This window comes from Pseudomonas fluorescens NCIMB 11764 (assembly GCF_000293885.2).
GTDB lineage: Bacteria > Pseudomonadota > Gammaproteobacteria > Pseudomonadales > Pseudomonadaceae > Aquipseudomonas > Aquipseudomonas fluorescens_B.
Map to the genome: position 1 here is coordinate 5,715,774 of NZ_CP010945.1, position 13,506 is coordinate 5,729,279.

At 58.6% G+C, this 13,506-nt stretch carries 15 protein-coding genes; 13 read left to right on the top strand and 2 right to left on the bottom strand.

Annotated features, from left to right (window positions below; all coding sequences use genetic code 11):
* Window positions 1–86 precede the first annotated feature (86 nt).
* The 5 genes from B723_RS26070 (at window position 87) to B723_RS26090 (ending at window position 3,871) form a co-directional block, all read left to right on the top strand.
* Window positions 87–644, top strand: coding sequence for a Smr/MutS family protein (locus B723_RS26070; RefSeq protein WP_017339764.1), 558 nt, complete (start codon window positions 87–89; stop codon window positions 642–644).
* A 93-nt stretch (window positions 645–737) separates the two neighbouring features.
* Window positions 738–1,472 carry an XRE family transcriptional regulator gene (locus tag B723_RS26075; RefSeq protein WP_017339765.1) on the top strand — a complete coding sequence of 245 codons (735 nt, stop codon included), beginning with the start codon at window positions 738–740 and terminating at the stop codon, window positions 1,470–1,472.
* Window positions 1,473–1,780: 308 nt separating this feature from the next.
* Window positions 1,781–2,455 carry a polysaccharide lyase family 7 protein gene (locus B723_RS26080; protein ID WP_017339766.1) on the top strand — a complete coding sequence of 225 codons (675 nt, stop codon included), beginning with the start codon at window positions 1,781–1,783 and terminating at the stop codon, window positions 2,453–2,455.
* Window positions 2,456–2,853: 398 nt separating this feature from the next.
* On the top strand, window positions 2,854–3,399 hold the full coding sequence (gene folE / locus B723_RS26085; RefSeq protein WP_010456659.1) for a GTP cyclohydrolase I FolE: 546 nt from the start codon (window positions 2,854–2,856) through the stop codon (window positions 3,397–3,399).
* A gap of 100 nt (window positions 3,400–3,499) precedes the next feature.
* Complete coding sequence (locus tag B723_RS26090; RefSeq protein ID WP_017339767.1) at window positions 3,500–3,871, top strand: glutathione S-transferase N-terminal domain-containing protein; 372 nt, start codon at window positions 3,500–3,502, stop codon at window positions 3,869–3,871.
* Window positions 3,872–3,958: 87 nt separating this feature from the next.
* Here the strand turns inward: B723_RS26090 and B723_RS26095 are convergent, their stop codons facing one another.
* Complete coding sequence (locus B723_RS26095) at window positions 3,959–5,125, bottom strand: PLP-dependent aminotransferase family protein (RefSeq protein ID WP_017339768.1); 1,167 nt, start codon at window positions 5,123–5,125, stop codon at window positions 3,959–3,961.
* A gap of 82 nt (window positions 5,126–5,207) precedes the next feature.
* Between B723_RS26095 and B723_RS26100 the strand changes: the two genes are divergently transcribed.
* The 3 genes from B723_RS26100 to B723_RS26110 all read left to right on the top strand — a co-directional run bounded on the left by B723_RS26100 (window position 5,208) and on the right by B723_RS26110 (window position 8,005).
* Window positions 5,208–5,654, top strand: coding sequence for a MarR family winged helix-turn-helix transcriptional regulator (locus B723_RS26100; RefSeq protein ID WP_017339769.1), 447 nt, complete (start codon window positions 5,208–5,210; stop codon window positions 5,652–5,654).
* 296 nt (window positions 5,655–5,950) lie between these two features.
* Window positions 5,951–7,300 carry an NCS2 family permease gene (locus B723_RS26105; protein ID WP_017339770.1) on the top strand — a complete coding sequence of 450 codons (1,350 nt, stop codon included), beginning with the start codon at window positions 5,951–5,953 and terminating at the stop codon, window positions 7,298–7,300.
* A gap of 78 nt (window positions 7,301–7,378) precedes the next feature.
* Window positions 7,379–8,005, top strand: coding sequence for a LysE family translocator (locus B723_RS26110; RefSeq protein WP_017339771.1), 627 nt, complete (start codon window positions 7,379–7,381; stop codon window positions 8,003–8,005).
* 193 nt (window positions 8,006–8,198) lie between these two features.
* On the opposite strand, the gene uraH is transcribed toward B723_RS26110, so the two are convergent.
* Window positions 8,199–8,552, bottom strand: a complete 354-nt coding sequence (gene uraH, locus B723_RS26115; RefSeq protein ID WP_017339772.1) for a hydroxyisourate hydrolase — start codon at window positions 8,550–8,552, stop codon at window positions 8,199–8,201.
* 420 nt (window positions 8,553–8,972) lie between these two features.
* On the opposite strand from uraH, the gene puuE reads away from it, so the two are divergent.
* The 5 genes from puuE (at window position 8,973) to B723_RS26140 (ending at window position 13,457) form a co-directional block, all read left to right on the top strand.
* Window positions 8,973–9,899 carry an allantoinase PuuE gene (gene puuE / locus B723_RS26120; protein WP_017339773.1) on the top strand — a complete coding sequence of 309 codons (927 nt, stop codon included), beginning with the start codon at window positions 8,973–8,975 and terminating at the stop codon, window positions 9,897–9,899.
* Window positions 9,896–10,411: a 2-oxo-4-hydroxy-4-carboxy-5-ureidoimidazoline decarboxylase gene (gene uraD / locus B723_RS26125; protein WP_017339774.1), complete on the top strand. Its 516-nt coding sequence runs from the start codon at window positions 9,896–9,898 to the stop codon at window positions 10,409–10,411. The genes puuE and uraD overlap by 4 nt, the downstream gene beginning before the upstream one ends.
* 88 nt (window positions 10,412–10,499) lie before the next feature.
* A complete protein-coding gene (gene alc, locus B723_RS26130) occupies window positions 10,500–11,495 on the top strand; it encodes an allantoicase (protein WP_017339775.1) in 996 nt (331 codons plus the stop codon).
* Between the two features lie 115 nt (window positions 11,496–11,610).
* Complete coding sequence (locus B723_RS26135; protein ID WP_007898831.1) at window positions 11,611–12,114, top strand: ureidoglycolate lyase; 504 nt, start codon at window positions 11,611–11,613, stop codon at window positions 12,112–12,114.
* Between the two features lie 50 nt (window positions 12,115–12,164).
* Window positions 12,165–13,457, top strand: coding sequence for a urate hydroxylase PuuD (locus tag B723_RS26140; protein ID WP_017339776.1), 1,293 nt, complete (start codon window positions 12,165–12,167; stop codon window positions 13,455–13,457).
* Window positions 13,458–13,506 lie beyond the last annotated feature (49 nt).

Below are 13,506 nucleotides of genomic sequence, written 5' to 3' on the forward strand. Positions count from 1 at the left end.
ATTGATGGCTCGGCCCGCTTCGGGCCCCAATTGTTATCGATCGTGTCTCGACTTGGGTAAACTGGCCGCCCTTCGCGGAGGCTGACATGCAAGACGACGATTTTTCCCTGTTCAAAAGCGCGATCCAAGGCGTCAAGCCGATCAAGCACGACCGCGCCGAAACCGGCAAACCCAAGGCTGACCGCGCGCAGATCGCCAAGCTGCGCCAGGCTGCCACCGTGCGCACAGACGCCACCACCGTTGACGGTCTGTCCGATCAGTTCGTGATCGACGTGGGCCCGGAAGACGAGCTGATGTGGGCGCGCGACGGCGTTCAGGAAAGCCAGATGCGCAAGCTCAAGATCGGGCAGATCCCGTTCGAAGGCAGCCTCGACCTGCACGGCATGAGTGTGGAGAAAGCCCGGGAAACCCTCTGGGCGTTCCTGGCCGAAGCGACCAAATTCGAAATCCGCTGCGTGCGCGTCACCCACGGCAAAGCCGTGCGCCTGGACGGCAAGCGGCCAATGATCAAAAGCCACGTCAACACCTGGCTGCGCCAGCATTCACAAGTGCTCGGCTTCACCTCGTGCCAGGCCAGACACGGCGGCGCCGGAGCGGTTTATGTGATGCTTAAACGAACGATGATGGAAGGTCGCGACGAGTAAAGTCGTTGCGCCACGCTGGTTTGGCTTACGCTGACCACTCAGTACAGGGATCCCGGCTTGCAATGATATGGGAGCTCCCGTAATACTCCGCAGATGGAATTCAAAGACAGACTCAAAACAGCCCGCCAACACGCCAGGCTCAATCAGACCGAGCTGGCCGAGCGCGCAGGGCTGACGCAAACCTCAATCTCCGACCTCGAGCGCGGGAAATCGAAGGCAACAGCCTTTGTTGCCCAGATCGCTTCAGTGTGTGGCGTTTCACCAATGTGGCTGGCTGAAGGTGTCGGTGACATGCTTAAAGGCGTGTCCGATGCCGCTCCGTTGAATCGCCCCCCTCCAGGCATTTCGATGTCAGACATCGAGCCTTGGGACGACAACACCCCCCTGGATGACGATGAGGTGTATGTCCCCTTCCTGCGTGAAGTCGAGCTGGCGGCTGGTTCAGGCCGTTTCGTGATCGCAGAGAACGACAGCACCAGGCTGCGCTTCTTCAAGAAAGACCTGCGTCACAATAACGTGCAGTTCGACAACGCCAAGTGCGTGGTGGTGAGCGGGAACAGCATGCTCCCGGTTCTGCGCGACGGCGCCACCGTTGGCATGAACATCGGTAAGAACTCATTGGGCGACATCGTCGACGGCGACATGTATGCGATCAACCACAACGGCCAACTGCGCGTGAAACAAGTCTACCGACTGCCCACCGGCATCCGCTTGCGCAGCTTCAACCGTGACGAGCATCCGGACGAGGACTACACCTTCGCCGAGATCCAGGAACAGCAGATTGCGATCCTGGGCCATGTCTTTTGGTGGGCAATGTATTCGCGGTGAACCGGATTGCGGTGATGCGTGACGTTCAGTGCCATGACACTCAATACGGCAAATCGACGCCAACAAGTAGCCCGCCAAGTGCGGGCTTTTTTTGCACCTGAAATATAGGCACGGAATAAAATATGGGAATACCCGTTTACTTGGAATATGGGAAAGCCTATATTTGTTTTCAAGCCAACGGGAAATCGATCGGAGGCTGCCAACTATCACTTCTGCCCATTCACTGAGTGGGCAGTGGGATGTAGGCCTGCATCAAACACAAGGCTCACCAGAGCCAAAAGCGACATCAATGGACTGAGGCAAAAACCATGACTGTAGACATCAGCAACTTCACCATCGCTACCCCGCTGCCAATCTCCGACACCAACCCGATTGCACTTGAGCTCATCGGCTGGCGCGCGCTGATCGAATGCCCCGACGTCATCTCGATGCTTGATGATGGTTCGCTGCAGATGACGGCGCCGACACTTGGAGCCTCGAGCAAGAGCACGCATCGAACTCGCTGTGAGTGGAAGGAGCCAGGTTACTGGCTGTTCTCCAGCGCGGCGGACCACTGGAACCGCCAGGAAATGCGACTGACCAAAGTCAACTCGCTGCAGAAAGTCGTGATTGGCCAGATTCATGTGAAGGGTTCAGAACGACCTCCGGTAAAGGTGTTCTGGAACAAAGGAAAAATCACCATGGGTTTCCGATCAAGCTACCTCCAGGACGATCCGGTCAACTCGACGGTGTTGGAGAACGTACCGCTCGGCGCACTTTTCAAAATCAACATTCACGCCAACTCGAGTGGCGCCGTTTCTGTATCGGCTAGCTGTAACGGCGTCAAATCCACGTCCGCGATCATGCGTCTGGACAACACCTGGGACACGAAAACTCTCGCCTTTCACGGCGGTGTGTATAACCAGATCGATTACTCCGACACCACAGACCCGCTAGACGGTTCTGTCTGCATCATCAGCGACCTGTCGATCACCCACGGCTGATACCACCTGCTCGGCCAGATGAGCAAAACAGGTTCAGGGAATCATCACTGCTGCAGCCTGGCGACAGGTTGTAGCGGGATGCGGATAAAATCCGACAGGCCCGCGTGACCGGCAAAACACCTACGGACCGCAATGACCGATTTTGGGCTTCGCGCCCGCTGGCAATACAACTGCCGTCACACATACGCTACCATGTGCCCCATGTCGGGGATGAACCCTGCGTTTATTGCCACTCAGCTCGGTCTTGGCGTTCAGATATTGCTATCGACCTGCCCCCCGATGGAGCAACTCCAGCAGCGATTGGAGTGAACCCGGGAAGCCTGAAAAGAGCTTGATTGGCACACAATTGGTACAGACAGAAACAGTACCCCTCTGAAACCCTTATGGAATCAGCCTCTGTGACACTGGAACAGAATTACACCGCGATTCTCGGCCAATTGGGCGAGGACGTCTCCCGCGAGGGCCTGCTCGACACGCCCAAGCGTGCCGCCAAAGCCATGCAGTACCTCTGCCGCGGCTATGAACAGACACTCGAAGAAGTCACCAACGGTGCCTTGTTCAGCTCTGACAACAGCGAAATGGTGCTGGTGAAAGACATCGAGCTGTACTCGTTGTGCGAACACCACCTGCTGCCGTTCATCGGCAAGGCCCACGTTGCCTACATCCCGAGCGGCAAGGTACTGGGGCTGTCGAAAGTCGCGCGGATCGTCGATATGTACGCCCGCCGTCTGCAGATCCAGGAAAACCTCAGCCGCCAGATCGCCGATGCGGTCCAGCAAGTCACCGGCGCCCTGGGCGTTGCGGTGGTGATCGAGGCCAAGCACATGTGCATGATGATGCGCGGTGTGGAGAAGCAGAATTCGTCGATGATCACTTCGGTGATGTTGGGTGAGTTCCGCGAAAACGCGGCTACCCGCAGCGAGTTTCTCAGCCTGATCAAATAATTGGCAACACAAGGAAAACCGGCATTCATCGCCGGTTTTTTTTCGTCTGTGAAAAATCAGGTAAGCTGCGCGCCTTCTTTCGCCCCGTGAGGCTTATACCGTGTTCGTAAAAGCGCTTCGTGTCGGCCTTGGCCAACTGATCATCTTCATCGACTTCATCACCCGCCCCGGCAAGAAGCAGCGCCCCGCTGCTGCTCAGGCCCAGATCGAAACGGCCGCCAAAAGCCTGACCCTGTATCAGTTCCACGCCTGCCCGTTCTGCGTGAAAACCCGCCGCACCTTGCGTCGCTTGAACGTGCCAGTGGCGCTGCGTGATGCGAAGAACAACGAGCAGGATCGCCAGGCCCTGCTGGAACAGGGTGGCAAGATCAAGGTGCCGTGCCTGCGCATTGAAGAGAATGGCCAGACCACCTGGATGTATGAATCCAAGGTGATCATTGATTATCTGGATAAGCGGTTTGCGGCAGCCTGAGGTTTTGGCGGTGTCCTTATGGACGCCACAAAATCCAGACAAATATAAACCGGCCCAATGGCCGGTTTATTTGTTTCTACCCTCCCCTCAAGCTGCGTTCGCCGCCTGCGCCTGACGCACCACCGCCGCCAATCGCTGCAGCCCTTCATCCAGCCGCGCCGGATCGATATGGCTGAAGTTCAGCCGTAGATGCCCCGGATGGTTATCCGGCTCGGGAAAAAACGGCTCACCCGGCATGAACGCCACATCCGCGACCAACGCTGCCTTGAGCAACGTCCGCGTATCCAGCGGTTGCTTCAATGTCAGCCAGAAAAACAGCCCGCCCTGCGGCACGTTCCAATCGGCCAGATCAGAGAAATGGGTTTCCAGCCCCGACTGAAACGCGTCCCGCCGAACCCGGTAGAAGTCCCGCAACTCACTCAGATGCTGCTGGAATTTCTCTGTACCGATCCATTGCAGCGCTTGCCACTGGCCAACGCGATTGGTGTGCAAGTCGGCGGATTGCTTGAGCTTCAGCAGGTGCGGAAACAGGTCAGGACTGGCAATCAGGTAACCGACGCGCAACCCCGGCAACAGGGTTTTCGACACGGTGCCGGTGTAGATCCAGCTGGTCTTTTTCAAACGACTGACGATCGGCGTGGCACTGCCGCCGTCGAATGTCAGCTCGCGGTACGGCTCGTCTTCGATCAGGGTGACACCGAACTCATCCAGCAAGGCTGCCACGGCGTCGCGCTTGGCTTCGCTGTAGCGCACCGCCGATGGGTTCTGAAAGGTCGGGATCAAGTAGATGAACGCAGGGCGGTGCTTTTCCAGGCGCGCGCGCAGTTCAACCAGATTCGGACCATCGGCCTCCAATGGCACGGTGATGCAGTCGGCACCGAACAGTTGGAAGATCTGCAACGCGGCCAGGTATGTCGGCGCTTCAAGCAGGATCTCGGTGCCTTTGTCGATGTAGAGCTTGGCCGCCAGATCGAGGGTCTGCTGGGAACCGCTGACCACCAGCACCTGGCTGGCCTCACACGGCACACCCAATGCTCGCGCCTGCGCCGCCAACGCTTCACGCAGCGCTGGCTCGCCTTCGCTCATGCCGTATTGGCCCATGGACAGCGGCATGTCGGCCCATTCGACGGCTGGCAACATGGCTTCGGCCGGCAGGCCGCCGGCGAACGACATCACTTCCGGCCGTTGGGCTGCGGCAAGGATTTCACGGATCAGAGAACTTTTAAGGCGCGAGACACGTTCGGAAAAAGCCATGGGGGTCACCGGTAGCGAGGCCAGAGGAAAATAAGTCAAACTGGTTGACCGAAATTACGATAACCCGGACGGATACGTCAACATGCTTGACCTTAAAAATCCAATATCCCAACAGCAGGCCATGGAAGCGTTTTTCTTCGGCTACCAGGCGTTTACCGCCAAGGCCGACGAAATGCTCGAGCGTCGCGGCTTGAGTCGGGTGCATCAACGCATCGTGTTTTTCATCGCCCGCTACCCGAACCTGAGCGTCAAGGAATTGCTGGCGTTGTTGGGTGTGAGCAAGCAGGCGTTGAACATTCCATTGCGGCAGTTGGTGGAAATGCATCTGGTGGACAGCGTTGCGTCCGAGACCGACAAGCGTAAACGGTTGCTGCAACTGACCGGGGATGGCGCACGGTTTGAGCAGTCGTTGAGGCGTGAGCAAGTGAAATTGCTGGAGCGGGTGTTCGCCGAGGCTGGGGAGGTGGCGGTGAATGGGTGGTTGGCGGTGAATCTGGCTCTTGGGAAAAGTCAGGCTGTTGTTGATTGACTGTTCTGCCCCCATCGCCAGCAGGCTGCTCCCACAGTGATCTGTGGTTTACACAGAACCTGTGGGAGCCAGCCTGCTGGCGATGAGGCCCTCGAAGCCCATATATCCCTATCAGCGAACTTTTCGTCTACAAAATCAAAAACATTATTTGCATTATTTGTATACAAAAGCATAATCCACTGCGTGCGAGTTCCTGACCAACAGGTCAACAAATTCGCGAATGCCTCAAAGGGCCGCTGCCACCCTCATGGGTCCGGCCCTGGAAATAACAATAAAACTCTTGAGGAGTACTCGCTGTGGAAAGCCGCAAATCCGAAGCCCCGACGCTCGAACTCTCGCCGCCATTACGCAATGGCTGGCTGGAGCGCATCTTCAAACTCAGCTTGCACGGCACCACGGTGAAGACCGAGCTGATTGCCGGTCTGACAACCTTTATCACCATGGCTTACATCATCTTCGTCAACCCCAACATCATGGCTGACGCCGGGATCGATCACGGCGCCGCGTTCGTAGCCACCTGTATCGCCGCCGCGCTGGGCTGCCTGCTGATGGGCCTGTACGCCAACTGGCCGGTCGGCCTGGCGCCGGGGATGGGCTTGAACGCCTTCTTCACCTACACCGTGGTCGGCACCATGGGCTACAACTGGGAGACCGCCCTTGGCGCGGTGTTTGTTTCCGGGGTGTTGTTCATGATCCTGACCTTTTCCAAGATCCGTGAATGGCTGCTCAACAGCATTCCGGTGAGCCTGCGCTTTGCGATGGGCGCGGGGGTCGGTTTATTTCTCGGGCTGATCGGCTTGAAAACCGCCGGTATCGTCGTCGATAGCCCGGCCACCCTGATCAAGCTTGGCTCGTTGCGCGAACCTGGACCGCTGCTGGCCGCCATCTGCTTCCTGATGATCGCCGTGCTCAGCTACCACAAGGTGTTCGGTGCGATCCTCATCAGCATCATCACCGTGACGCTGGCCGGTTGGGGCCTGGGCCTGGTGCATTACGAAGGGATCATGTCGGCACCGCCGAGCCTGGCACCGACCTGGATGGCCATGAACGTCGCCGGCGTGTTCAACGTCAGCATGATCAGCGTGGTGCTGGCCTTCCTCTTCGTGCACATGTTCGACACCGCCGGCACCCTGATGGGCGTCGCCCAGCGCGCCAACCTGGTGAATGCGGACGGCCGGATTGAAAATCTTTCCCGTGCCATGAAAGCCGATAGCGCCTCCAGCGTATTCGGGGCGGTAGTGGGTGTTCCTCCGGTAACAAGCTATGTGGAAAGTGCCGCGGGCGTCGCCGCGGGTGGTCGGACTGGTCTTACCGCAGTGACCGTAGGCGTGCTATTTATTGCAGCCATGTTTTTCGCCCCGCTGGCTGGCATGATCCCTGCCTATGCCACCGCCGGCGCGCTGATTTATGTAGCAATGCTGATGATGGGTGGCATGGCGCACATTGAATGGGACGAAGCGACCGACAGCATTCCGGCGATCGTCACCGCGATCATGATGCCGCTGACCTTCTCGGTCGCCGACGGAATTGCGCTGGGCTTCATCACCTATGTGGCGCTGAAGGCCGGCACCGGCAAGTACAAGGAAATTTCCGTCAGTCTGTGGGTGCTTTGCGCGATCTTCATTGCCAAGTTCATTTTCTTGTAACCGTACACGATTCAAAAACAGTGGTTCAAAACAGCCTCACCCCGTCGGGTGAGGCTTTTGTGCAAATGGAGGAAAGTGATGAGTCTGGAAACCTGGCTGCTGTTCAGCGGCGCTGCGCTGGTGGTGATCCTGATCCCGGGGCCCCTGTCTTTGCTGATGATCAGCAACAGTCTGAATTACGGCTTGCGTCGATCTTACCCGGCGTTTCTGGGTGGCGTGTTTGCTTCGATCTGTTTGCTCAGTGCGTCGGCACTGGGGTTGGGTGCGTTGTTGCTGGCGTCGGAACAGCTGTTCAGCGCGCTGAAAATCGTCGGTGCGTTGTACCTGTTCTACCTCGCCTGGCAGAGCTGGCAGCAGTCGCGCCTGCCATCGGTCGGCGCTGAAGTGCCTCAGGCTGCGCCGGTTCCACGCTTCCGTGCCCTGTTCGGGCGCGCGTTCATGTTGGGTGCCAGTAATCCGAAAGACATTCTGTTCTTTGCCGCTTTCCTGCCGCAGTTCTTGAGCGCCGAGCAACCGTTCCTTCCGCAGTTGCTGGTAATGATCGCGACCTGGACCGTGCTGGATCTGCTGTGCAAATTGGCTTACGGGCTCGGTGCGCATGGTGCGGCGCGGTATCTGCGCAGTGGCAAGGGGCAGAGCTGGTTTAACCGGGTGAGTGCGGGGTTGTTCAGTGGTGCAGGGGCTGCGTCGCTGTTGAGCCGTTAAAGACCAAAGCTCGCAGCCTCCTTGCACTCGACAGCTCCTACAAGAGGAATGCGTTTCCATGTAGGCACTGTCGAGTGCAAGGAGGCTGCGAGATTTTTTCTACAGGCAAAAAAAAGCCCGCAGTGTGAGCGGGCGAAAGACCAAAGAAGCTATATGCGCAGTCGCTTCTCGGAGGAGGCAGCTGCTTGGGGGATCAGCTGCCGCGGTACGTGGAATAGCTGTAGGGCGAAATCAGCAGCGGCACGTGATAGTGATCCTGCTCCGCAGAGATGCCGAAACGCAGCACCACCACATCCAGGAACGCAGGCGTAGGCAACTGAACGCCACGGGCGCGGTAGTAATCGCCCGCATGGAACTGAACCTGATAGACCCCGGTGCGATAGTCATCGCCCTGCAACAGCGGTGCATCGACACGGCCGTCGCTGTTGGTGATCGCGCTGGCGACCAATTCCAGTTGCGAGCCCTCAACGCGGTACAGCTCGACCTTGATCGAGCTGCCCGGGCAACCGTGTGCAGCGTCCAAAACGTGTGTAGTCAAACGTCCCATTGATTCTGCGCGCCTGCCTGCGTGGAGCAGTCAGACCTCGCGCCTCCTGAAGTCAGTTGAAAAGGAGACCGCACCGATTCGGAGCACGAAAAGCTGCGGCGAGCGACTGATTAAGACACTTTTCATAAAAATTGTACACAATAAAAACGACATTTTTCGCCTGACTACCGCCATTCCGGATTTGCCAGCGAATCCGCGGGTAAACCATGCGACCCGAGGACCTTCCATCCATTAGCTGACCAATCAGGCAGGTTTCTTGCAATAACCTGTGAAGATGACAGTTGATGAAAAATGCGAAAATTCAGGCTTACAAAGTGGATATAAAGTTGTATACAATCAGCCCATCGCTGTGACGCCAGCCTGACTTCCCACTTGCAGGCACGCCACACAAACTGTCAACGAACAAGAAGGAAGACTGCAGTGAGCGCTGACTACCCACGCGACCTGATCGGTTACGGCAGTAACCCTCCTCACCCACACTGGCCGGGCAATGCCCGCATCGCCCTGTCCTTCGTCCTGAATTACGAAGAAGGCGGCGAGCGCAACATCCTGCACGGCGATAAAGAATCCGAAGCCTTCCTGTCGGAGATGGTCTCGGCGCAGCCGCTGCAAGGCGAGCGCAACATGAGCATGGAATCCCTTTACGAGTATGGCAGCCGTGCCGGCGTGTGGCGGGTTCTGAAACTGTTCAAGGAATTCGACATTCCGCTGACCATCTTCGCCGTGGCCATGGCCGCCCAGCGTCACCCGGACGTGATCCGTGCGATGGTCGATGCCGGCCATGAAATCTGCAGCCACGGTTACCGCTGGATCGACTACCAGTACATGGACGAAGCGCAGGAACGCGAGCACATGCTCGAAGCGATCCGCGTCCTCACCGAAATCACCGGCGAACGCCCACTGGGCTGGTACACCGGTCGCACCGGGCCGAACACCCGTCGCCTGGTGATGGAAGAAGGCGGTTTCCTCTACGACAGCGACACCTACGACGATGACCTGCCCTACTGGGAACCGAACAACCCGACCGGCAAGCCGCACCTGGTGATCCCCTACACCCTGGACACCAACGACATGCGCTTCACCCAGGTCCAGGGGTTCAACAAGGGCGACGATTTCTTCGAATACCTGAAAGACGCGTTCGACGTGCTGTACGCCGAAGGCGCCGAAGCGCCGAAAATGCTCTCGATCGGTCTGCACTGCCGCCTGATCGGCCGTCCAGCCCGACTGGCCTCGCTCAAGCGCTTTATCGAATACGCTAAAAGTCATGAACAGGTGTGGTTCAGCCGCCGCGTCGACATCGCTCGCCACTGGCACGAAACCCACCCGTACCAAGGGGCTGCAAAATGAGCCAGTTCCAGACACTGAAACCCTCGACCCTGAGCCGCGACGCATTCGTCGCCGCTTTCGCCGACATCTACGAACATTCGCCATGGGTGGCCGAGAAGGCCTTCGACCTGGGCCAGGACGCCTCGATCGACGAGATCGAAACCCTGCACCAGCGCATGAGCGACATCCTGTTGAGCGCCGATCAGCAAAGCCAGCTGGCCCTGATCAACGCTCACCCGGACCTGGCCGGCAAAGCTGCCGTTCAGGGCCAACTCACCGAAGCCAGCACCAATGAACAGGCAGGCGCCGGTATTCACCAATGCACGGCCGAAGAGTTCCAGCGCTTCACCGAGCTGAACGACGCCTACAAGGCCAAGTTCAAGTTTCCCTTCATCATGGCGGTAAAAGGCAGCAACCGGCATCAGATCCTCGCGGCGTTCGAAACGCGCATTCACAACTCGGCAGATACCGAATTCAAATGCGCGCTGGCGGAGATCAACAAGATCGCCCTGTTCCGATTACTGACCCTATAGCGACCTTGGCCCGAGCGACACTGAACGCATACATCGCCCAGGGCCCTGAGAGCATCCCAAGCCAACTAATTAAAGGCAGACAAGAAGAATGAAAGCTTACGCCGTACCTTTCGAGAAGTTCGTCAACCTGGCCGACGCCCGCCTGGGCACCAAAATCATCTCGGTCACCGATGACTGGTTCGCAGACGCCAACCGTCTGTTCCAACCGACCCCGGCCGTGTGGAAGGAGGGCGTGTTCGATGACAACGGCAAGTGGATGGACGGCTGGGAGTCGCGCCGCAAGCGCTTCGAAGGCTACGACAGCGCCGTGATCCGCCTGGGCGTGCCCGGCTCGATCAAAGGCGTGGACATCGACACTTCATTCTTCACCGGCAACTTCCCGCCGTCGGCCTCCCTGGAAGCCTGCTTCCTCGCTTCGGGCGAACCGGACGAAAACACTCAGTGGACTGAAGTGCTGTCGGCCGTCGAGTTGCAAGGCAACAGCCATCACTATCACGAGATCAATAACGACCAGGCCTTCAGCCACCTGCGCTTCAACATCTATCCGGATGGTGGCGTGGCCCGGCTGCGTGTGTACGGCATTCCGTTCCGCGACTGGTCCGCTGTCGGCGACAACGAGCAGGTTGACCTGGCCGCAGCCCTGAACGGTGGCCGCGCCCTCGCCTGCTCCGACGAACACTTCGGCCGCATGAGCAACATCCTCAACCCGGGCCGTGGCATCAACATGGGCGACGGCTGGGAAACCGCACGTCGCCGTACGCCGGGCAATGACTGGGTGATCGTCGCGCTGGGTCATGCCGGCGAGATCGAAAAAGTCATCGTCGACACCCTGCACTTCAAGGGCAACTACCCGGACACGTGCTCGATCCAGGGCGCGTTCGTCAAGGGCGGCACCGACAGCCAGATCGAAACCCAATCGCTGTTCTGGCGTGAACTGCTGCCGGCGCAGAAACTGGAAATGCACGCCGAACACACCTTCGCCGAGCAGATCAAGGCACTGGGCCCGATCACCCATATCCGCCTGAACGTGTTCCCGGACGGCGGTGTGAGTCGCCTGCGCGTATTGGGCAAGGTCGCTAAATAAGCGCAAACCCATCGCCAGCAGGCTGGCTCCCACATTTGGAATGCGTTCCCCTGTGGGAGCCAGCCTGCTGGCGATAGCAACAGAACCAACAACACAGAATTCGGATAAAAACAGCATGCGCACACTGACGATTGAACCGCTGACCAAAGAAGCCTTCGCCCCTTTCGGTGACGTGATCGAAACCGACGGCAGCGATCACTTCATGATCAACAACGGTTCGACCATGCGCTTTCACAAACTGGCGACGGTGGAAACCGCCACGCCAGAGGACAAGGCGATCATCAGCATTTTCCGCGCCGACGCGCAGGACATGCCGTTGACCGTCTGCATGCTGGAGCGTCACCCGCTGGGCAGCCAGGCTTTCATTCCGCTGCTCGGCAACCCCTTTCTGATCGTGGTCGCGCCACTTGGCGATGAACCTGTATCAGGCTTGGTCCGCGCCTTCGTTACCAACGGCAGGCAGGGCATTAATTACCATCGCGGCGTTTGGCACCATCCGGTGCTGACGATCGAAAAGCGGGATGACTTCCTGGTGGTTGATCGCAGTGGCACAGGCAATAACTGCGATGAGCATTTTTTCAAAGAGGATGAGCGTTTGATCCTCGCCCCCCACCAATAAGAGAAGGTCCGATCACTCGACAACAGAGTGACGGGCGAGAGGTAAAGACTGTGGAAGCACATCTGTTGGAATGGCTGAACCTGAGCGTGCGCTGGGTTCACATGATTACTGGCGTGGCCTGGATCGGTGCGTCGTTCTACTTCGTCTGGCTGGAGAACAACCTCAACCGGGTCAACCCGAAAAGCGGTCTGGCCGGTGATTTGTGGGCGATCCACGGCGGCGGTATCTACCACCTGGAAAAATACAAACTGGCCCCACCGACCATGCCGGACAACCTGCACTGGTTCAAATGGGAGGCCTACTTCACCTGGCTGTCGGGGATCGCGCTGCTGTGCGTGGTGTTCTACTCCAACCCGACGCTATATCTCTTGGCACCAGGCAGCAGCCTGACCGGCCCTGAAGGTGTTGCCCTGGGCATCGCTTCGTTGTTCGTCGGCTGGTTCGTCTACTCCTTCCTCTGCGACTCGGCCCTGGGCAAACGCCCTGCCCTGCTCGGTTTCATCCTGTTCGTGCTGATCATTGGCGCCGCCTACGGCTTCAGCAAAGTGTTCAGCGGTCGTGGTGCGTATCTGCACGTCGGCGCGATCATCGGCACCATCATGGTCGGCAACGTGTTCCGCATCATCATGCCGGCGCAACGCGCACTGGTGGCGGCGATCGCCGAGAACCGCACGCCGGATCCGGCGCTGCCGGCCAAAGGCTTGCTGCGTTCACGGCACAACAACTACTTCACCTTGCCGGTGCTGTTCATCATGATCAGCAACCACTTCCCGAGCACCTACGGCAGCCAGTACAACTGGCTGATCCTGGCCGGGATCGCGGTGCTGGCAGTGTTGGTGCGTCACTACTTCAACACCCGTCATGACAGCCACAAGTTTGCCTGGACCCTGCCCGTCGCTGCCGTGGGCATGATCTGCCTGGCTTACGTCACCGGCCCGGCGCAGATGCCGAGCGCACCGGAAGTGGCGAAGGCTCCTGGCACCATCGAGTACCAGCCGTTGCCGGAAACCGCCGTCGGCGCGGGGGCCAAACCCGCAGTCGCGAAACCTGCTGAAGCACCGGTCCAGGCGTCAAACGCCGGCCCGAGTTTCGACAAGGTGCACAGCGTGATCCAGGAACGTTGCTCGGTCTGCCACTCGGCCAAACCGACCAGCCCGCTGTTCAGTGCAGCACCGGCCGGCGTGATGTTCGACACCCCCGAGCAGATCCGCCAGAACGCGGCGCGCATCCAGGCACAAGCCGTCACCAGCCAGATCATGCCACTGGGCAACATCACCCAGATGACCCAGCAGGAACGTGACCTGATCGGCGCGTGGATTGTTCAGGGAGCTCCGACCAACTAAGCGTTGAAAAGCTTCGCGGGCAAGTCGGATCGCCGCTCCGCTCGCTCCT